The organism is Lysinibacillus sp. HST-98 (genome assembly GCF_016757845.1).
GTDB classification, from domain to species: Bacteria; Bacillota; Bacilli; order Bacillales_A; family Planococcaceae; genus Lysinibacillus; species Lysinibacillus capsici.
Genome location: NZ_JAENHX010000002.1, coordinates 388685 through 410303, shown reverse-complemented (window position 1 = coordinate 410303; position 21619 = coordinate 388685). Strand labels below are relative to the sequence as shown.

The 21619-nt window shown below is 39.2% G+C and carries 19 protein-coding genes and 1 riboswitch; of the genes, 16 read left to right on the top strand and 3 right to left on the bottom strand.

Translation table 11 applies throughout. The features are described from left to right. The first annotated feature begins 82 nt into the window (after positions 1-82). From cotE to JIN86_RS07645, 9 genes are all read left to right on the top strand, one after another. Positions 83-736 carry an outer spore coat protein CotE gene (gene cotE / locus JIN86_RS07685; protein WP_202341625.1) on the top strand — a complete coding sequence of 218 codons (654 nt, stop codon included), beginning with the start codon at positions 83-85 and terminating at the stop codon, positions 734-736. Between the two features lie 128 nt (positions 737-864). After that, a complete protein-coding gene (mutS, locus tag JIN86_RS07680; protein ID WP_202341624.1) occupies positions 865-3435 on the top strand; it encodes a DNA mismatch repair protein MutS in 2571 nt (856 codons plus the stop codon). Positions 3436-3450: 15 nt separating this feature from the next. Next, on the top strand, positions 3451-5313 hold the full coding sequence (gene mutL / locus JIN86_RS07675) for a DNA mismatch repair endonuclease MutL (RefSeq protein WP_202341623.1): 1863 nt from the start codon (positions 3451-3453) through the stop codon (positions 5311-5313). 18 nt (positions 5314-5331) lie between these two features. Then, complete coding sequence (gene glpK / locus JIN86_RS07670) at positions 5332-6825, top strand: glycerol kinase GlpK (protein WP_004225835.1); 1494 nt, start codon at positions 5332-5334, stop codon at positions 6823-6825. An 18-nt stretch (positions 6826-6843) separates the two neighbouring features. Continuing rightward, entirely contained in the window at positions 6844-8490 is a 1647-nt protein-coding gene (locus JIN86_RS07665) for a glycerol-3-phosphate dehydrogenase/oxidase (RefSeq protein WP_202341622.1), read from the top strand. A gap of 3 nt (positions 8491-8493) precedes the next feature. Continuing rightward, positions 8494-9411, top strand: coding sequence for an alpha/beta fold hydrolase (locus JIN86_RS07660; RefSeq protein WP_004225831.1), 918 nt, complete (start codon positions 8494-8496; stop codon positions 9409-9411). Next, positions 9398-10300: a tRNA (adenosine(37)-N6)-dimethylallyltransferase MiaA gene (gene miaA, locus JIN86_RS07655; protein WP_004225827.1), complete on the top strand. Its 903-nt coding sequence runs from the start codon at positions 9398-9400 to the stop codon at positions 10298-10300. The genes JIN86_RS07660 and miaA overlap by 14 nt, the downstream gene beginning before the upstream one ends. 97 nt (positions 10301-10397) lie before the next feature. Next, a complete protein-coding gene (hfq, locus tag JIN86_RS07650) occupies positions 10398-10628 on the top strand; it encodes an RNA chaperone Hfq (RefSeq protein ID WP_004225825.1) in 231 nt (76 codons plus the stop codon). 95 nt (positions 10629-10723) lie between these two features. After that, positions 10724-11026: a rhodanese-like domain-containing protein gene (locus JIN86_RS07645; protein ID WP_004225823.1), complete on the top strand. Its 303-nt coding sequence runs from the start codon at positions 10724-10726 to the stop codon at positions 11024-11026. A 37-nt stretch (positions 11027-11063) separates the two neighbouring features. On the opposite strand, the gene JIN86_RS07640 is transcribed toward JIN86_RS07645, so the two are convergent. Continuing rightward, positions 11064-11465, bottom strand: a complete 402-nt coding sequence (locus JIN86_RS07640; protein ID WP_202341621.1) for a hypothetical protein — start codon at positions 11463-11465, stop codon at positions 11064-11066. Between the two features lie 433 nt (positions 11466-11898). After that, a riboswitch (cobalamin riboswitch) is annotated at positions 11899-12074 on the top strand. A 91-nt stretch (positions 12075-12165) separates the two neighbouring features. On the opposite strand from JIN86_RS07640, the gene cobT reads away from it, so the two are divergent. Continuing rightward, positions 12166-13221: a nicotinate-nucleotide--dimethylbenzimidazole phosphoribosyltransferase gene (gene cobT / locus JIN86_RS07635; RefSeq protein ID WP_202341620.1), complete on the top strand. Its 1056-nt coding sequence runs from the start codon at positions 12166-12168 to the stop codon at positions 13219-13221. Between the two features lie 96 nt (positions 13222-13317). Here the strand turns inward: cobT and JIN86_RS07630 are convergent, their stop codons facing one another. Continuing rightward, on the bottom strand, positions 13318-13923 hold the full coding sequence (locus JIN86_RS07630) for a trimeric intracellular cation channel family protein (protein WP_004225816.1): 606 nt from the start codon (positions 13921-13923) through the stop codon (positions 13318-13320). 340 nt (positions 13924-14263) lie between these two features. On the opposite strand from JIN86_RS07630, the gene JIN86_RS07625 reads away from it, so the two are divergent. The 3 genes from JIN86_RS07625 to glnA all read left to right on the top strand — a co-directional run bounded on the left by JIN86_RS07625 (position 14264) and on the right by glnA (position 17439). Continuing rightward, the gene (locus JIN86_RS07625) at positions 14264-15517 is read left to right on the top strand and encodes a methionine gamma-lyase family protein (RefSeq protein WP_004225814.1); all 1254 of its coding nucleotides are present in this window, start codon (positions 14264-14266) and stop codon (positions 15515-15517) included. Between the two features lie 154 nt (positions 15518-15671). Then, on the top strand, positions 15672-16049 hold the full coding sequence (locus JIN86_RS07620) for a MerR family transcriptional regulator (RefSeq protein ID WP_004225812.1): 378 nt from the start codon (positions 15672-15674) through the stop codon (positions 16047-16049). A gap of 55 nt (positions 16050-16104) precedes the next feature. Beyond that, on the top strand, positions 16105-17439 hold the full coding sequence (gene glnA / locus JIN86_RS07615) for a type I glutamate--ammonia ligase (protein WP_004225810.1): 1335 nt from the start codon (positions 16105-16107) through the stop codon (positions 17437-17439). Between the two features lie 100 nt (positions 17440-17539). Here the strand turns inward: glnA and JIN86_RS07610 are convergent, their stop codons facing one another. Continuing rightward, positions 17540-17851: a CotD family spore coat protein gene (locus JIN86_RS07610; protein ID WP_004225802.1), complete on the bottom strand. Its 312-nt coding sequence runs from the start codon at positions 17849-17851 to the stop codon at positions 17540-17542. A 558-nt stretch (positions 17852-18409) separates the two neighbouring features. On the opposite strand from JIN86_RS07610, the gene JIN86_RS07605 reads away from it, so the two are divergent. From JIN86_RS07605 to JIN86_RS07595, 3 genes are all read left to right on the top strand, one after another. Then, on the top strand, positions 18410-19420 hold the full coding sequence (locus JIN86_RS07605) for an ABC transporter substrate-binding protein (protein ID WP_202341619.1): 1011 nt from the start codon (positions 18410-18412) through the stop codon (positions 19418-19420). Between the two features lie 123 nt (positions 19421-19543). Then, positions 19544-20560, top strand: a complete 1017-nt coding sequence (locus JIN86_RS07600) for a FecCD family ABC transporter permease (protein ID WP_202341618.1) — start codon at positions 19544-19546, stop codon at positions 20558-20560. Then, positions 20553-21593, top strand: a complete 1041-nt coding sequence (locus tag JIN86_RS07595; RefSeq protein ID WP_004225786.1) for a FecCD family ABC transporter permease — start codon at positions 20553-20555, stop codon at positions 21591-21593. Before JIN86_RS07600 ends, JIN86_RS07595 begins: the two co-directional genes overlap by 8 nt. The last annotated feature ends 26 nt before the right edge of the window (positions 21594-21619 follow it).

Sequence of the window (21619 nt, the reverse complement as noted above, 5' to 3'; positions counted from 1 at the left end):
TTCTTCTATTGAAGCATTCAGCTACTATAATAGACCTCTTATCGAAAAGTTTTAAATGGTCCATTTCATTCTCTAAAAATATATGTTCACCCAATGGGCGCTATCTGCATATGATGGAGTGAAAAGAGTCGAAGGAGGAATTGCGCTGAAACGTTTACGACAAATCGTGACGAAAGCAGTAGTTGCCAAAGGGAAGAAGAGAACGGAAGAACGTGTAACATTATCACCAACAAATAAACCGACAAGTATTTTAGGGTGCTGGGTAATCAATCACACTTGCTCTGCAAAAAGAGTCGGGAAATTTGTAGAAGTAACAGGGAAATTTGATGTAAATGTTTGGTATGCCTATAGTAATCATTCGAAAACAGCTGTGTTTTCTGAAACGATTCACTATAAAGACAAAGTGAAGCTTCACTATCGAGACGGTGAAATTAGCGTTGGTGATGATGTTCGTGTACGTGTGATACAAGAACCAAATTGTATTGAAGCGATTATCTCTCCATGTGGTACAAAGTTTGAAATTGTAGTGGAACGTGAAGTAGTTGTTGAGGTAATGGGTGAAACAACAATTTGTATTAGTGTCCATCCACTAGACTATGAAGAAGATTGGAGCCTTAATGATGAAAGTTCATCTTCATCCTCATCAAGCTCTAGTTCTAGCTCCTCTTCAAGTTCTGAAGGAGAAGGCAGGTATGTGTTAGAGTCTTCATCGTTTCCTGATGAACGACCAAGATAAGTCTAAAAAACATCATTTTTTGATACATGCGAAATGCTAGCATCTTAAAAAAGGTGAATGAAGCGTTTCGCATGTATCTTTTGTTATAATAAATATATCTATAAGGCAAGAGCGAGGTAAATAGTGATATGACAACATATACACCAATGATGCAACAGTATCTACAGGTAAAGGAAGATTACAAAGATGCCTTTTTATTTTTTAGATTAGGTGACTTTTATGAAATGTTTTTTGAGGACGCAATCAATGCCTCACAAATTTTAGAAATTACATTAACAAGCCGAGATGCAGGCGCAAAAGAGCGAATACCAATGTGCGGTGTGCCGCATCATTCGGCTAAAAATTATATTGAAACACTTGTGCAAAAAGGCTATAAAGTGGCTATTTGTGAACAAACAGAAGATCCAAAGCAAGCAAAAGGTGTGGTCAAACGTGAAGTGGTTCAGCTTATCACACCAGGAACAATTATGGAAGGAAAGGCTCTTGATGGTAAATCGAATCATTTTATTGGAGCGGCAGAGCAATTAGATGACACAACATTTGGCTATGCTTATTTAGATTTATCCACAGGTGAGGCAGTAGCATCTTCTATTGAAGGCGATGGCAAAGCCTTATTAATGCAAATGCAGGCTTACGGAATTCGAGAACTGATTGTAACGGATAGTTTGCAGCTATTATTAGCAGAGCATGCCGTCAATGCTGGGATCGTACTTTCAATTGAAGTGAATGAAATGCCTATGGACAAAGCAGCAAGTTATCTAGAAGCTGTACCAAAACCGTTACAAATTGCGTGTCTTCGACTGTTAGCTTATATTGACCAAACGCAAATGAGATCTTTATCACATATTCAGGCATTCACGTTTAATGAAATTAAAAATTATTTACGCATTGATTCTAGCTCAAAGCGCAATTTAGAGCTGATTCAATCGATTCGTGGTGGCGATCAAAAAGGTACACTCTTATGGCTATTAGATGACACCGTGACAGCGATGGGTGGACGGAAATTAAAGCAATGGCTACACCAACCGCTTGCCACACGTTCAGCAATAGAGGCTAGACTAGCGATTGTTACGGATTTATTGGAAGAATATTTTGTACGAACAGAGCTTCAAGCATCCTTAAAACAAGTATATGATTTAGAGCGTTTGGCTGGTCGTGTTGCTTTTGGCAATGTGGGTGGACGAGATTTAGCCCAATTGCGTGATTCTTTACGCCAAGTGCCGACTATTCAACAGCAGTTGATGGGGTCAAATAAAGAAACATTACAGCAATTAGGTGCGGAACTTGATACATGCTCAGATGTCGAGGCATTATTAGCAAAAGCGATTACAGATAATCCCCCTATTACCATTAAAGAAGGGGATGTTATCCGTGACGGCTATAATGAACGCTTAGACGAACTTCGCTATGCCGCTCGTAATGGTAAGGATTGGATTGCCCAACTTGAACAAGCAGAGCGTGTGAAAACGGGTGTTAAAAATTTAAAAATAGGCTATAATCGCATTTTTGGTTACTATATTGAAATAACAAAATCAAATATTCATTTAGCGGATTTAACACGCTATGAGCGCAAACAAACACTGGCGAATGCGGAGCGCTATATTACACAGGAACTAAAAGAAAAAGAAGCATTGATTTTAAATGCCGAAGAAGAAAGCTTAACATTAGAGTACAACCTATTTGTAGAAATCCGTGATGTATTAAAAGCTTATATTCCGCGTGTCCAAGCACTGGCAGCAAATATTAGTGAATTGGATGTTTTACTAAGCTTTGCAAGTGTCTCAGAAAAATATCGCTTTACGAAACCGCAATTTCATGGTGGACGTGCCCTAGAAATTATAGAAGGACGCCATCCTGTCGTTGAAAAAATGCTGAATAAGCAAATGTATGTACCAAACGATTGTGTGCTAGAAGAGCAGAACAATATGATGCTTATTACAGGGCCGAATATGTCAGGTAAAAGTACTTATATGCGCCAAGTTGCATTAATTGTTGTTATGGCACAAATGGGCTGCTATGTACCCGCTGAAAAAGCGAAGCTGCCTATTACTGATCAAATTTTTACTCGGATTGGGGCGGCCGATGATTTAGCGGCAGGGCAATCTACATTTATGGTGGAGATGCTTGAATCGCAACATGCAATTACGCATGCAACAAAAAATAGCTTGATGCTATTTGATGAAATTGGACGTGGAACATCGACATATGATGGAATGAGTTTGGCACAATCGATGATGGAATATATTCATGACAAAATTGGGGCCAATACGTTATTTTCTACGCACTATCATGAATTGACAGCACTTGAAAAGGATTTGCCACGCTTACAAAATGTGCATGTTTCAGCCACTGAAAAAAATGGTACGGTCGTTTTCCTGCATAAGGTGAAAAAAGGAGCGGCTGATAAATCCTATGGTATACATGTGGCACAGCTTGCTCAATTACCTGAGGAAATTTTAGCTAGAGCACGTGTATTACTTGAGAACTTTGAGGCAGGGAAAGAAGTAGTTGCCGAAACACAGGTGATAGCTGAACAACCAGTACAGATGTCTTTATTTGCAGAGGACGAACCGATTTCCCCAGCCGAGACACAGGTGCTAAAGAAATTAGAAAAGGTAAATATTCTAGGTACTTCACCGATGCAGGCAATGAATATTTTATATGAGCTACAGCAAGAACTAGTGAACGTTAAAAAATAAAGGAGTGATACGGTAGTGGGAAACATACAAATTATGGACGAATGGCTATCCAATAAAATCGCGGCAGGAGAGGTAGTAGAAAGGCCAGCTTCTGTTGTAAAAGAGCTAGTGGAAAATGCTATTGATGCTGGGAGTACGTCCATTGATGTTTTTTTACTAGAAGCAGGTCTCACTTCCATTCAAGTAATAGATAATGGTAGCGGTATGGATGAAGAGGATGCACTAATGTCATTCTCTCGTCATGCTACTAGTAAAATTCATCAGGAACATGATTTATTTCGTATTCGAACACTTGGCTTCCGTGGTGAGGCTTTAGCATCCATTGCCTCTGTTTCTAAAATGACATTGATTACATCAAATGGTGAATCCGGAACACATTTAGAACTTGAAGGTGGACATATCCTCACTCATAAACCTGGTCCGTTGCGTAAAGGAACTGATTTAACAGTCTCCCAGCTATTCTTTAATACACCCGCCCGTTTAAAATATATGAAAACCATTCAAACCGAGCTTGGGCATACAATAGACCTGATGAATCGCCTCGCACTTGGTAACCCACAAATAGCATTCAGATTATTGCATAATGGTCAACAATTACTGCAAACAAATGGCCGAGGAGATGTACAACAAGTGCTTGCAGCTATTTATGGAATACATAATGCCAAGAAAATGGTGTCATTCCAAGGCGAGTCACATGATTATCGAATTTCTGGCTTTGTATCCTTACCAGAGGTAACACGTGCTTCTAAAAATTATATGACTCTATTTGTCAATGGTCGTTGGGTCAAGCATTATTTAGTACAAAAGGCTATTGTAGATGCTTACCATACGTATTTACCTATCGAGCGCTTCCCAATAGTTGTTCTATATATAGAGGGTGATCCTTACTTAACAGACGTGAATGTGCATCCTGCAAAACATCAAATTCGTTTAAGTAAAGAGGCTGATCTTTTGAAGTTAATAGAGGAAACCATTCGTGAAACAATACGCAACATTATTCGAGTCCCACAAATGGAAAAGAAAGAAAAAATAGTTAAACCAGCTACTGAGCAATTAAACATTTGGAAGCCTGCTCCGAAGATTGATGTGGAGAAAATGAATGCCATCGTAGAAAAATTATATGATGTCCAAACCATTCAAGAAAACAATCTTGAACAGATAGATGAGCCTAAGCCAATTTCTACGGTTCGAGAGGAAAGTTGGCAGCTTACACCACAAATAGAGGCTGAAACAATTGATGAAGTAACAATAGCTGAACAGTCGGAAATATTGGAAGAAATGCCTACGAAGGAACCCTTTCCTGAACTCGAAGTAGTGGGGCAAATCCATGGCACATACATTGTCGCACAAATGGAGGATGGTTTTTATTTAATTGATCAGCATGCTGCTCAGGAACGCATTAAATACGAATTCTTCCGTGAAAAAGTCGGTCAAGTTAATCCTCATGAACGTCAGGCATTATTGTTACCACTAACATTCCATTATGCAGCCGATGAAGCACTGATCTTACGAGAACACAGTCATGAATTAGAAGCTGTAGGCGTATTTTTAGAGGAATTTGGACAGTCATCTTTTGTTGTACGTGAGCATCCGAGTTGGTTCCCACAAGGGGAGGAACAGGAAATCATTGAGGATTTAATTGAACAGGTGTTGACAACTAAAAAGGCTGATATCAAAAAACTACGTGAGGCAGCCGCGATTATGATGAGCTGTAAAAAGTCAATCAAAGCCAATTATTATTTAACAAAAGAGCAAATGGAAACATTGCTGCGAGATTTACGCAATGCAGATAATCCATTTACATGCCCACACGGACGTCCGGTGCTTATTCACTTTACATCATATGAAGTGGAAAAAATGTTCAAACGGGTTATGTAAGGGAGAGGGGGAAAATAGATGGGTGAATTTATTTTAGCGATTGATCAAGGAACGACAAGTTCAAGAGCCATTTTATTTGATAAAAAAGGTCAAATTGTTCATGTAGCACAAAAAGAATTTCAACAAATCTTTCCAAATGCTGGCTGGGTAGAGCATAATGCCAATGAAATATGGGGTTCTATCTTGTCCGTTATTGCGGCGGTATTAACCGAAAGTGGCCATGAAGCAAGTGAGGTTCATGCGATCGGCATTACCAATCAGCGCGAAACAACAGTGGTGTGGGATAAACACACAGGTCAGCCAATTTACAATGCGATTGTCTGGCAATCACGCCAAACACAGGACATTGTGAATACCTTAAAAGAACAAGGACATGAAGAACATTTTCAGCAAAAGACAGGGCTTCGCTTAGATGCTTATTTTTCAGCGACAAAAATTAAATGGATTTTAGATAATGTTGAAGGCGCTCGTGAAAAGGCAGACAATGGGGATTTATTATTTGGAACGATTGATACATGGCTTGTTTGGCGATTATCAAAGGGAAAGGCTCATGTGACCGATTACTCAAATGCAGCTCGAACAATGCTCTACAATATTCATGAATTGAAGTGGGATGAGGAACTTTGCGAGCTTTTAGCTATCCCAATGTCCATGCTTCCAGAAGTGAGAAATTCATCAGAAATATACACAGAAACGGCTCCAAGTATATTTTTTGGAGAAAAAATTCCGATAGCTGGGATTGCGGGTGATCAGCAAGCCGCACTTTTTGGACAAACTTGTTTTAGCAAAGGAATGGCTAAAAACACGTATGGCACTGGCTGCTTTATGCTATTAAATACAGGAGAGCAAGCAGTGACATCGGAAAATGGTTTATTGACAACCATTGCGTGGGGAATAGATGGGACAGTGACCTATGCATTGGAAGGTAGTGTATTTGTAGCAGGATCAGCTATTCAATGGCTACGCGATGGACTAAGGATGATTCGTACAGCAGAGGATTCTGAATCCTATGCTAGAAAAGTAGATCATACTGATGGGGTTTATGTTGTCCCTGCCTTTGTTGGTCTAGGTACGCCTTACTGGGATACAGATGCACGTGGCGCCATTTTTGGGTTAACCCGTGGAACATCAAAAGAACATTTTATTCGAGCAACACTAGAATCATTAGCCTATCAAACGAAAGATGTACTAGATGCAATGGAAGAAGCAGCAGGTACTCCGATTGAAGTACTCCGTGTAGATGGTGGAGCTGTCAAAAATCAATTTTTAATGCAGTTCCAAAGTGATGTTTTACAGCTACAAGTAGAGCTAGCAAAACTGAATGAGTCAACAGCACTCGGTGCAGCCTATTTAGCGGGGCTGGCGACAAGCTTCTGGCCAAACCAAGAGGCTTTATCGGCATTATGGGTGAGTGGGGAAACCTATCACCCTCACATGGATGAAGAACAAGCCACAGCTCTGTATACAGGATGGCAGAAGGCTGTAGAGGCAACACGAATTTTTAAATCATAGCTATTGGGGGAGAAAGGTATGTTTTCATTTGAGCAGCGACCAAAAATTTTATATTATCTAGAGCACTATAGCTTTGACGTATTAGTCATTGGTGGTGGTATTACAGGTGCAGGAATTGCATTAGATGCCGCATCAAGAGGCCTTTCTGTCGCATTAATTGATATGCAGGATTTTTCAGCTGGTACGTCGAGCCGTTCAACCAAATTGATTCACGGTGGTCTACGTTATTTAAAGCAATTTGATGTAGGAGTTGTAGCCGAGGTAGGGCGAGAGCGTGAAATTGTTTATGATAATGCTGTACATGTCACAACGCCTGAAAAAATGCTATTACCTTTATATAAAAAGGGTTCACTCGGTCCCTTCACAACATCTATGGCATTAAAGGTCTATGACCGCTTGGCGGGCGTCAAAAAACATGAACGTAGAACGATGTTAAATGCTCAGGAAACCCTGGCATTAGAGCCTTTACTCAATCAAGATGGCTTAGTCGGCGGTGGCTATTATGTAGAATACCGTACAGATGATGCCCGTCTAACAATTGAAGTATTAAAAAAGGCAGTAGAGTATGGAGCGCTTTGCCTCAACTATGCTGAAATGACGGAATTTATTTATGAAAAGAAAAAGCTTGTTGGCATTAAAGTGAGGGATCATGTGACGGGGAAAATGCTCAATGTCCATGCCGCCCAAATTGTGAATGCAACAGGTCCCTGGGTTGATGACGTACGACAAAAAGATAAGGTAGCAGATAACAAGCAATTACGTCTAACAAAGGGCGTTCATATTGTCTTCAAACAAAAGGATTTCCCGCTAAAGCAAGCTGTTTATTTTGATATTGCTGATGGTCGTATGGCCTTTGCCATTCCACGAGATGGCAAAACCTATGTAGGGACTACGGATACTGTCTATGAAGGTAATCCTATACATCCAGTGGCAACACAGCAAGATGTGGATTATCTAATGGAGGCTGCAAAAAAGATCTTTCCAACTGCTACTATCACAAGAGACACAATTGAATCCTCTTGGGCAGGGGTCCGACCTCTGATTTATGAAAAAGGCAAGGATCCATCAGAAATTTCAAGGAAAGATGAAATTTGGACAGCGCCAAGTGGTTTAATGACGATTGCGGGTGGTAAGCTTACGGGCTATCGCCAAATGGCTGAAACGATTGTGGATAAAATTGTGAAGGCCCGTCGCTACAAGCATGCAAGTGCCTGTTTAACACGTGAGCTAGCACTTTCTGGTGCAAAGGGAATTAACGCTATTAATTTCCCTGACTATATTGCCTATAAAGCACGGGAAGGCGTACAGTATGGCTTAAATTATGATGAAGCCAAGCATCTCGTACAAAAGTATGGCACGAATGTAGATGCCTTATTTGATCGCGTGAAATTTTTACATGAACATGGCAGTACAATGCCTCTTGCCTTACATGCGATGCTACTGTATGGCATTGAAGCCGAAATGGTCTATACACCAAGCGACTTCTTTATCCGTCGGACTGGTTTATTATACTTCGATATTGAAGCAGTAAAGCTTTATAAACAGCAAGTGATGCAAGTGATGCAACAACGCTTAAATTATACGGAGGAACAAAAAAATAGCTATATTGCTGAATTAGAGCAAGCCATTAACGATGCAACAAATTTTGTGAAAGAAGGGGAGTAAGGGATGGAGCGTTATATTCAAATGTCGGATGAACAATTTGTCTTCACTCGAACATCGGAGCCTTCAACGCCATGTATTGGACATATTCACATTTTGCATGGCATGGCAGAGCACAGTGGTCGCTATTTAACATTTGCGAAAACTCTCAACGCAGCAGGCTATGTTGTGACGATGCACGATCACCGTGGGCATGGTGAAACGGCAGCATATAATGGGACATTGGGCTTTTTTGCTGAAGAAAACGGCTTTGAGCGTGTTGTAAAAGATGCTCATGAAGTGATTACACAACTTCACGTACCATACGCTAATGTACCATTAATTCTCTTTGGCCATAGTATGGGTTCCTTCATTACTAGACGCTATATTCAATTATATGGAGAGCAAGTAGATAATGTTATTCTCTGTGGCACTGGAAATGTGACAGCCTTGCATGCTGTAGGAAATCTAGTAGCCAAGGCTTTAGCTAAGGGACTAGGAAAAGAAACTGAAAGTAAGCTGTTAAATCAATTGAGCTTTGGTAGCTTTAATAAGCAATTTCCCAATCCGAAGACTGCCTATGATTGGTTATGTTCAGTACAACAAGAGGTGGAAAAGTATATCGATGATCCCTATTGTGGCTTTATTCCAACGAATCAATTTTTCGTGGATTTGACAACTGGCTTTGCCACACTAAATCGTAAAAGAGAATTAGCAAAAGTAAGAAAAGACCTCCCTATTCTCTTAATTAGTGGCAGTAAAGATCCAGTTGGTGAACAGGGGCTAGGCGTTTACAAAGTTGCTGAACAGTTAGCAGCAGTGGGTGTAGAGGATGTAACGGTTTATTTATTCGAGGAAAAACGACATGAAATTTTAAATGAAGACAATCAAGAAGCGGTCTTTCAAGTTTTATTACGGTGGTTAGAAAAATATGATAGAAACTAAATTGCAGCAGGCAGAGGTCGTAGCAATAGTGGGGCCGACTGCCTCTGGTAAAACGGCATTAAGCATTGAACTGGCAAAAAAATATAACGGTGAAGTCATTAATGGTGATTCCATGCAAGTTTATAAAGGGCTCGATATTGGGACAGCTAAAATTACCGAAGAAGAGATGGAGGGCGTTCCTCATCATTTACTAAGCTTTTTAGAGCCTACAGAATCTTTTTCGGTAGCAGATTATCAAAAATTAGTACGTGCGAAGATCGCGGAAATTCAATCTCGTCAAAAATTACCTATAATAGTAGGGGGCTCTGGCTTATATGTACAAGCTGTCCTCTATGATTTCCAATTTACTGATGAAAAAGTAGATGTAGAAGCACGAAAAGCCTACTATGAGGAATTAGAAAAGCTTGGCCCTGAAGCAATGCATGACAAATTAAAAAAACTAGACCCTCAAACAGCGGAGACAATCCATCCTAACAATACACGTCGTGTTATTCGTGCATTAGAGATGCTGGAATTAAGCGGTGTATCAAAAGCAGCTGAAGCGCAAAATCGAGGAGAAGTACCCCTTTACAACCATGTTATTTTAGGGTTAGGTCAAAACATGTCTCGAGACGTGCTATATGACCGTATTAATCGTCGTGTTGATTTAATGATGGAAAATGGTCTTCTGCAAGAAGTGAAGGGATTATGGCAGCGAAATATCCGCGGTGTGCAGTCTATACAAGCCATCGGGTATAAAGAATTATATGATTATTTAGATGGTAAATGTACCCTAGAGGAAGCCATTGATAGCTTAAAACAAAATTCCCGTCGCTATGCAAAAAGACAGCTTACTTATTTCCGTAATAAAATGGATGTCCATTTTATTACGCCTGATGATCGATTATAAGAATAAAGAAAAATTTCTAAAAATTACTAATTGATAAATTGGTAGAACATGCTACTATAGGAATGAAGAGGTAGAAAGTTAGTAGGGAGGCTATTTGATGAAATCAATCAATTTGCAAGATACGTTCTTGAACCAACTACGTAAAAACAGTGTTTTTGTAACTGTATTTCTGTTAAACGGATTTCAGTTAAAAGGGACTGTGAAATCATATGATAATTTTACAGTATTACTACTTGATGCTGAAAATAAGCAGCACCTAATCTACAAGCACGCCATTTCTACATTCGTACCAGCAAAACAAATTGAGTTTTTAGAGACAGAAGTATAATAAGTTTGTTAAACAGTTAGTGTACTCACACTGGCTGTTTTTTTTGCTACAAGCTATAATGATAGTGGAATTTTATATTTTGGAGGACAAAGTTTATGAAAACAATGGAAACAACACAATTATTAGATCTGTTAGATGCAAATGAGGACCTATATATTATCGATGTTCGTGAAGAGGATGAAGTAGCACATGGCATGATCCCAGGTGCTCAACATATTGCACTCGGAACTATCCCTGAACGTTTAGAGGATTTAGATGTAGAAAAGCCATATATTATTGTATGTAAGGCTGGAGCTCGTTCTGCCAATGCATGTGCTTACTTAGAGGCACAAGGATTTGATGTAACAAACCTTGAAGGCGGCATGCTGGCTTATGATGGAGAATTAGAATTTAAATAAACCATGGAAAAAGAAAGAGTGTATACTCTTTCTTTTTTCATGGTTTATTTTTCAGGGCGTCCATGATAAAATTAAAATTTTCTTCAAAGTTTTTGTAGATATTAACGTTTTTTTGTCCCTGCACTTTTGAAGCATAACTAGCAAAGTTTAGACCAGCTCCATAAATTTGTAGTGCTCCATTCGCCAAATCCCCCTCTTGGAGAAGCTCAATGCCATCTTTCAAGAAATTTTGGCTCTCCTCCAAATGACATTCCGTCAAGTATTTATCACCACTATGAAATAACTTTAAATTTTCCAGTATTTTATTTGCTGTCTCTTCACTGATCGAAGCGTCGACATTGATTAACAACTGATTAATCGGTTTTACGAGTTGGGCATAGAGGCTATCGTGTGTTTCACAGGTTTCAGCAATAGCATTTCTTAATTCTTCTGCATTCATTATATCTTCCCCTAACTTTTTATCGTTTTATTACTTTTGATACTTACCCAATCTTCAATCAATTCAATACTGAAGTTTCAGAAATAATTTATGTTTACATTGAACAGATTATAAGGGCTTTTCAATTTTATGTTTAACATTTCTTAGAGAACTGGAAAAATACAAGTTTTGGAAGGTGGAAATGGAGTTAATTTGTGATTTATTTGTTAGGACAATTGATGTAGCCGATAGTTTTTGTAACAAGCCGAGTTTTAGGCATAGAGAATTCTAAAAAGCACTAATTAAGGAAGACTTGGAATCCAAGTGAAGGATTCCTTTATTGTTATAAGCTCTTGATAAGCTCCTAAATTGTTTGAATAGCTGGTTGTACTAAGTTAACACTCAAAAAATTTTTCCTCTTGACAATAAAAAAGTTGTAAAGTAGATTTATCATAATTACATAAAAGCAATAGGTGCCCACTAGGGAGAATAGGGAATAAAGTGAAAAGCTTTAGCGGACCCGCCACTGTATAAGGGAGTTTCATAGTGTATGCCACTAGCAAATTGCTGGGAAGGTACTATGAGGTGTTGAACTTGAGCCAGGAGACCTGCCTACTTGCTTTAGAAGATATAGATGATGGAAAAGTCTGTAGTTTATTTGTCATGACAATAAACTACAGACTTTTTATTTTGTCTTATGAGAACGAGAGGAGAAATAATCATGCAATTATTACAAGACACGATTCAAAACATTCCAGGGGTTGATATGAAAAGTATGGAACAAGCCAGAAAGCGGATTGATGCGCTTTGTAAGCCCCCGGGTAGCTTGGGTAAACTAGAATCAATTGCCGTACAGCTCTCTGGTATAACCGGACAATTATATCCGACGGTCGACAAAAAAGTGATGATTGTCTGTGCTGCAGATCATGGTGTTTGCGAGGAAGGTGTAACCACGAATCCACAAGATGTTACGCTCTTTCAAACATTAAATTTTCCTAAGGGTGGTACAGGCGTTTGTGCGATTGCGGGCATTACCAATGCAAAGGTGGTCACAGTAGATGTTGGGGTAAAAGAAGATATTCCACTTGATGCAGGAGTCCTTATTCATAAAATTAAATATGGTACCGATAACATGGCACAAGGTCCAGCTATGTCCAAACAAGAAGCCATTCAATCGATAGAAGTAGGAATCCGTGTGGCCACTGAGGAAATCATAAAAGGTGCTGATGTACTTGGGACTGGAGAAATGGGCATCGGCAATACAACACCAAGTGCTGCAATATTAGCAGTTTTGACGGGATACGACCCTATCGAAGTAACGGGGTTTGGTGCAGGAGTAGGCCAAGGAGGCATTGCCTATAAAGCAGCAGTTATTGAAAAAGCAATTACCTTAAATAAGCCTAATCCAAATGATGTTATTGATCTTCTGGCTAAGGTTGGAGGATTAGAGATAGGGGCGATGACAGGTATTATTCTTGGCGCTGCTGCCCATCGTAAACCCGTTGTCATTGATGGATTTATTTCGACTATAGCTGCCCTCATTGCTTATAAGCTCGAACCAAAAGTAATTGATTATATTATTCCTTCCCATGCTTCAGAGGAGCCAGGGGCAAAAATTGCCGCTGCGTTACTAGGCATTGAACCGATGTTGCATATGAATATGCGTTTAGGCGAAGGTTCTGGAGCAGCCTTAGCCTTTCCTATTTTAGATGCAGCTTGCTCGATGATGAAAAACATGGTGACTTTAGAAGAATCAATGCAGTTGTTAAAAAGGTAAGTTAAATGTCTTTTTTTAATCATATAAGGAATGAAACATTAGCTAAAACAATAAAACAGCCAATGACTTAATTTTTGGTCATTGGCTGAATGGTGTTTATGCTCGATTTAATTTACGTAATGGCAAGCGCCACTTCATCATATAGGAAAGAATACGTAAAGCTGTAATCACTGCGAATAAAATATAAAGGAAAATGTCCCCTGTAAAAACCTCGAAGCCGATTAACAGTCCAGCAAGAGCTGCCCAAACGCCATAAACTTCATCACGGAGAACTAATGGTTTTCTTCTAGCTAATAAATCTCGTACAATACCACCACCTGAACCTGTCAAAACAGCAGCTACAATGACTGCGCTCACTGGCATATCAAGCTTGACAGCATAGAGTGCGCCTTGAATAGCAAATGCTGATAAGCCAATCGCATCTGTGAAGTTACCCCAACGATGCCAATGTTGAATCAGATGATGTGGAAAAATAAAGAATATCGTAATCGCAGCAAGCGCTATTTGAAACATCATATCCTGTCCCCAAAGTGTTGTGACAGGTAGTCCAATGAGTAAATTTCGAATAGCTCCTCCACCAAAAGCAGTCACAATACCAAGTATATATACACCGAATAAATCGTATTCTTCTTCCATGGCAATAATTGCCCCAGAAATAGCAAAGGCAATTGTTCCTATGATACTAAAAACCTCCCAAGCCATCCCGTTCACCCCTTCTATCAATAAATAAACTTTTTAAAAGTTAAAAGACGTTTTACGTAACAGAATCTATGAATTTAATAGCCAAAATCGGTCATTAAATACGCTTCTTGAATTGAGTCCGCACATTAGCTTAGCGTAAAATCCTCTTAGAAACAATAGGCAAGTTTTACAGGTGCACATACAAATTGATAAAATGTGATTAAAATAAAGAAAAACATTCGTCAAATGCGTTCATATACCAGTAGTTGGTTAGGGAATTCTAGAGTGATTGAAGTCAATTTAGATAGTCAATAAATCTTACTGATTGAAATGCGTGACATTGTGAAATGGAGAAGAAAGAATGACATTTACATCAAATTTATCAATAGAAACGCTATCGTTAGCGGCAAAAGTAGAGGAGCAAGTTCGGCCTTATCATGCCAAGGTAGAAGAAATGGCATTCTACAATCAGCAGAAGGTGCTAGCAGCTTTCAGAAAGCATCAAGTAAGTGATTATCATTTACATCCATCAAACGGCTATGGCTATGATGATGAGGGGCGGGATAATCTAGAGCGTGTTTATGCGGAAGTATTTGGTGCAGAGGCAGCCATAGTCCGACCACAAATTATTTCAGGTACACATGCAATCACGCTTAGTCTATTCGGTGTTTTACGTCCTGGTGATGAGCTGCTTTATATTTCTGGTCAGCCATATGATACATTGCAATCCATTGTCGATGGTGGTGATAAAGATACAGGTTCACTAAAAGATTATAAAATCGGTTATCGACATGTGGATTTACTAGATAACCAGGCCATTGATTGGGCAGGTGTAGAAGCGGCCATTACAGCACAAACCAAAATGATCGCGATTCAACGTTCAAAAGGCTATGCAACACGTCCATCCTTTACAATTGAAGAAATTGCAGATATGTGTGTAAAGGTACGTAAAATAGCCCCGAAAGCTATTATTTTTGTAGATAACTGCTATGGCGAGTTTGTAGAGGCGCAGGAACCTACAGAGGTCGGTGCTGACTTAATGGCAGGCTCGCTCATTAAAAATCCAGGTGGAGGCTTGGCTAAAATTGGTGGCTATATTGCTGGCCGCGCAGATTTAGTGGAGAAATGTGCCTATCGTATGACATCTCCAGGTATTGGAGCAGAAGCGGGGGCCACATTAAATACACTAGGTGATTTTTATCAAGGATTTTTCCTAGCACCACATGTTGTATCGCAAGCACTAAAAGGGGCGATATTTACAGCTGCAATGCTCGAGGAAATCGGCATGAGCACTTCTCCGAGCTATGATGCGAAGCGTACAGATTTAATTCAATCAGTATCATTCCAAACAGCACAGCAAATGATTGACTTTTGTCGTGAAATACAAGCCAACTCACCGATAAATGCCCATTATGCTCCTGAACCAGCCTATATGCCAGGCTATGAAGATGATGTCATTATGGCGGCGGGAACATTTATTCAAGGGTCCAGCATTGAGCTAACAGCGGATGGCCCCATACGACCGCCATATACAGCATTTATCCAGGGCGGACTAACATATGAACACGTTAAATTTGCTATTTGCAGTGCGGTTCAAGCCATTCAAAAAGCATAACAAGACAATAGATAAAGCCTAAATATGAATAGTTTTTTACAATTTTTAATCTGATTGAAAAAAATAGTGCCAACCATGTTAGATAACCTTACATGGTTGGTTGACAGTAAAAAAAATTCGTTATATGATAAGCGGGTATTGGAGGAGGACTTAAATGAGTCGTGAAATTAGACGAACTATGCCGTTATTATCGATGAGTATCGTGATGCAATTAACAGAGCTTTCGGCAAGACAAATTCGTTATTATGAAGAACACCATTTAATTGAGCCGCACCGAACAGAAGGCAATCGACGTATGTTTTCACTAAATGACGTCGATACATTGCTTGAGGTTAAAGACTACTTAGAACAGGGTATGAATATGGCGAAGATTAAAAAAATATTTGCTAAAAAGAAAAATCCTGTTGCAACAACTGATGAGCAAGACTTAAGTGATTCAGAATTACGCCAAATTATGCGCGAAGAAATGCGTCAAGCACAGCGCATGCAAAAATCATCCATCCGAAGAGGGGATTTATCTCGATTCTATTAATAAATAGGGTAGGGTAAACATAAAAGCTAGACAAATTATAGGAGTGTGGAAAACTGTGGGTAAATACACAAAAGAGGACATTAAACGTCTCATCGAAGAAAAAAACGTAAGCTTTATTCGTTTACAATTTACAGATATTCTTGGCACTATCAAAAATGTTGAGATTCCTGTAAGTCAATTAGACAAAGCACTTGAAAATAAAATGATGTTTGATGGCTCATCTATTGAAGGTTTCGTTCGAATCGAAGAATCTGATATGTATTTATATCCTGATCTTGATACTTTCGTAGTATTCCCTTGGACTTCTGAAAAAGGGAAAGTAGCACGTTTTATCTGTGATGTATACACTGCGAAAGGCGAACCGTTTGCTGGTGACCCACGTAACAACCTAAAACGAATTCTTAAAAAAATGGAAGAAATGGGCTTCTCAAGCTTCAATTTAGGGCCTGAGCCAGAATTCTTCTTATTCAAATTAGATGCAAAAGGCGAACCAACATTAGAAGTAAATGACCATGGTGGTTATTTCGATTTAGCGCCAACAGATCTTGGGGAAAATTGCCGTCGTGATATCGTGTTAGAGCTAGAAGAAATGGGCTTTGAAATTGAAGCATCACACCATGAGGTAGCTCCAGGACAACACGAAATCGACTTTAAATATGCTGACGCTGTTACTGCGTGTGATAACATCCAAACATTCAAATTAGTGGTTAAAACAATCGCTCGTAAACATGGCTTACACGCTACATTTATGCCAAAACCACTATTTGGTGAAGCAGGCTCTGGTATGCACTTTAACGTGTCGCTATTTAAAGGTAAAGAAAATGCGTTCTATGATGAATCTACAGAATTAGGTCTTTCTGAAACAGCTATGCAATTCATGGCGGGTGTTCTTGCACACGTACAAGGTTTCACAGCTGTAACAAACCCAACAGTTAACTCTTATAAACGTCTAGTACCAGGTTATGAAGCACCATGTTATGTAGCATGGTCTGCACAAAACCGTTCACCATTAATTCGTATTCCATCTGCGCGTGGCCTTTCAACTCGTGTTGAAGTACGTTCTGTAGACCCTTCTGCAAACCCATATTTAGCGATGGCGGTTATTTTAGAAGCAGGTCTTGAAGGTATTCGTCAAAGCCTAACTCCACCTGCTGCTATTAACCGCAACATCTATGTGATGTCGGAAGAAGAGCGTCAAGCAAATGGTATTGAAAACCTACCTGCAGCACTTGATGATGCACTAACATTACTTGCTAAAGATCAAGTAGCACAGGAAGCACTAGGTGAGCATATTTATGCAAACTTTAAAGAAGCAAAAGAAATCGAGTTCGATATGTACCGTACAACTGTTCATCAGTGGGAACGCGATCAATATTTAAAAATGTATTAATCATAAAGATACCGAGTCCCTGATAAAGGTGACTCGGTTTTTTTCTGAACATATATTAGGAACGGTGGGGTCATATGACAACCCCATCGTTATTTTAGTATTAGCGCATATGTTTATGATGGTGTGGCATAGGCATATGGCAAGGGTTAGGTGGCATACCACACATTGTATGTGTTTCACAGCATTCATTCACGACAGATTCTGTGCATGGGAAATAGTACTGATGATCAATCATATGTTTGTTGACTGTTGTAACATGTGCAGGTTGTACGTGTGGAACAACCGTATGAATATAATTTGTGCGTACATATTGCTCTGGTGGCAAAAATTGTGGTGGATCATATTGCATTGGCATCATTTGTGGCGGACAGCAGTGTGGACCTTTTGCCGGATGGCGTCTTCGTTGAAACATGTTATTACCTCCTGTTTTGATAAGTTGTAGTTCATTATTAAGATATGAGATATACGTCGATAGGGTCTATTTATTTGCCTATTAATGCATAGGTAAATCTAACAAGTAACTAAAATAGTAGAAAATCTATAATCAATTTGCCTACGTCTTTGAGTGAAATGAAAGCATGACATATTGTTGAAAAAAGATGATGTCAACGGGGGAAAAAGCAATTTTGCGGGCGAGGCGTTTTCCGTTCCATCATTGTCCTTTCCAAAGGGCGATGATCCTCCCCTCAATCATACTGCAACACTTCTTTCATACTAACAGTAGTGAACAAAATAGCACATATTTTCGAAGTGAAGAAGTAAAAGAATCTAACAACCATCCACTTGCTTTTTTTCAACGCGATGAATAAGTTTTTTAAATAACGTTCTTCCTAGCGGCATAATGTAAAATAAATTTTTATTAAAAAAGTATGTTTTTTGAAAAAATAGATATTGTCAATTAAACAATCGTACAGTATACTCTTTAATTGATAATGATTATCGTTGTCGATTATTTCTTAGGAGGAAATGTATGCCAAAATTATCACTTCAGAAAAAGAACTTTTTTGTACTTTTCACACTACTATTAACCTTCGCATTATTATTAGTTGGGTGTGGGGAGAAAACATCGAACTCCAGTAGTTCACAAGAGAACGACAAAGCAGAAGAAAGTAACACAGAATCAGCATTTTCTAGTCGTGAGATTACACATGCAATGGGTACTACAACGATTGAAGGCACACCTACAAAAATCGTTACACTATATCAAGGCGCAACAGATGTTGCAGTAGCTATGGGCATTAAGCCAGTTGGGGTAGTAGAATCTTGGGCTGAAGCGCCTGTTTATAATTATATGAAGAATGAGCTTGATGGCGTTGCAATTGTAGGACAAGAAACACAACCAAACCTTGAAGAAATTGCAAAGCTTAAACCAGATTTAATTATTGCTTCTAAAGTACGTCATGAAGAAATTTATGATCAGTTATCGCAGATTGCCCCAACAGTTGCTCATGAAACAGTTTTTGATTTCAAAGGAACAGCGGAAATGATGGGTCAAGCAATGAATCAAGAAGATAAGGTGAAAGAATTACTTGGCGATTGGGATACGCGAGTAGCTGATTTCCAAACAAAAATTAAAGAGAAGCTTGGCGATAAATGGCCATTCCATGTTTCTGTTGTCAACTTCAGAGCAGACCATGCTCGTATTTATGTGACAGGTTATGCGGGTTCTATTTTATCTGAGCTTGGATTCCAAGGTCCTAAAAATTTAACAGATGATTCTTTAGAAATTGTGAAGCTAACGGACAAGGAAAGTATTACCCAAATGAATGCTGATGTTATTTATATGTTTATGGAAAATGATGAGACAGTGAAAAAAACTTATGAAGATTGGACAAACCATCCACTTTGGAAAGAGCTTGACGCAGTGAAAGCGAATCAAGTTTATCAGGTAGATGAAATCAATTGGAATCTAGCAGGTGGTATTACTAGTGCTAATTTAATGCTGGATGATATTTATGACAAGTTTGAATTAGAAAAATAGTGAATGAAGGATGGGCTGTTAAAAGTGTTAGAGAATACTTGAATAACAGCCCTCTCATTGTAGTGTTTGAGCATAATTAAAACCTACATCAGATAAATTATGGATCAAGAAAGTTGGCATAACATGAGAATTATTCTTTCCAGTAGACCGATGAAACAAATAGGTTTACTCATCAGCTGTTTGATTCTTTTGCTGGCATTTATAATCAGCATAGCTATTGGTCAAACGTCCATACCTTTCTCGTCAATCTATGATGCTATTTTTCATTTTGATGCTGCTAATAAGGAGCATGTCATTATTCGAACATCTAGATTTACAAGAGCTGTGATCGCTACAGTAGTTGGCGCAAGCCTTGCCATTGCGGGTGCATTAATGCGAGCATTAACAAGAAATCCTTTAGCAGCTCCTGATATTTTAGGTATTAATGCAGGGGCCATATTTTTTATTGTCAGTGCCATTACTCTTTTTTCCGTTCAATCTTTAATGAGCTATATGTGGATTGCCTTTTTAGGGGCAGGTGCAGCGGGTGCAATGGTTTTTTTCCTAGGCTCATTAGGAAGAGATGGGTTAACACCGATTAAAATAGTATTAGCTGGTGCAGCGATTACAGCTCTATTTGTCTCGTTTACGCAGGGGCTTTTAGTCATCGATGAACAAGGTTTACAAAGTGTCCTGTTTTGGTTAGCAGGCTCTGTATCGGGGCGTAGTATTGAAATGCTCGTGCCTGTCCTACCGTTTATTTTAGGAGTGACAGTGGTGGCAATATTTATGGGGCGTTCAATCAATATTTTACAATCAGGAGATGATATTGCCAAAGGATTAGGACAACGAACAATGCTCACGAAAATCGCGCTAGGCATAATTATTATCATACTTGCTGGCAGTTCAGTAGCTGTTGCAGGTTCAATAGGCTTTATTGGCTTGATTGTGCCTCATATGGCGATCCATCTTGTTGGCACAGATTATCGCTGGATTATTCCCTACAGTGCCGTGTTGGGAGCAATATTGCTACTGTTGGCAGATATTGCGGCAAGATATGTGATTATGCCATTGGAAATGCCGATTGGAGTCATGACTGCCTTAATCGGAGCTCCTTTCTTCATTTATATTGCACGAAAGGGGTTAGCAAAAAATGCCTAATTATGTGACAGTGCGAACGCAATCTAATCGTATATCTTTTCAAATTGCTAAAAGAACGGGTTGGATACTATTACTATTAAGCTTATTATTAGTCATCATAACGGTTCTGGGTTTATCTGCTGGTAGTGAGTTTATTCATCCAGTGACAGTGGTGAAAGAATTGTTGGGCTATGGGAATGGAGAGTATGATTTTGTCTTACATACATTAAGGCTCCCGCGTGTCTTAATGGCCTTATTAGTTGGTGCTGCGCTTGGAGTTGCCGGTTTAATTTTACAAGGAATTATCCGTAATCCTCTTGCTGCCCCCGATATTATTGGTGTAACGAGCGGAGCATCGATGGGTGCAATTATTTTTATCGTGTACTTTATGGGATCAGTCAGCATTCAATTTTTACCGTTAGCTGCTATATTAGGTGCTGGTATTGTCTCCTTCATCATTTATCTACTGTCATGGAGAAAAGGTGTCACACCCATTCGCATGGTACTAATTGGAATTGGCATCTCAGCCTTAGCAAAGGCGGTTGTGACGATGCTGCTTGTGATCAGTAATGTAGCTGCTACAACGAAGGCTTATTTATGGCTGACAGGTAGTTTGTATGGGGCTAATATGCAGGATGTCTATTTGCTATTACCATGGCTAGTCATTTTAGTGCCACTAACATTTATTTTAGCAAGAACGGTGAATGTGAAGGAATTAGGCGATGAAATAGCGATAGGGCTAGGTGTTAAAGTACAAGTGTATCGTGTACTATTTCTACTCATTAGTGTCATGCTAGCTGGTTCAGCAGTAGCTTTTGCTGGTGGCATTGCCTTTGTTGGATTAGTGGCTCCTCATATGAGCAGAATGCTTGTAGGGCGTTCCTTTGCAGGATTAATTCCTGTGACAGCTATTATAGGTGGAATCATAGTCATTGTAGCTGATATTGTGGCACGCACAGCCTTTTTACCAAAAGATTTACCAACAGGTGTATTTACTGCTGCTATTGGCGCACCATTCTTTATTTATTTATTATTTAGAACGCGCAATCAATAAAGTTTCATGATAAAAGTTAAAAGCAG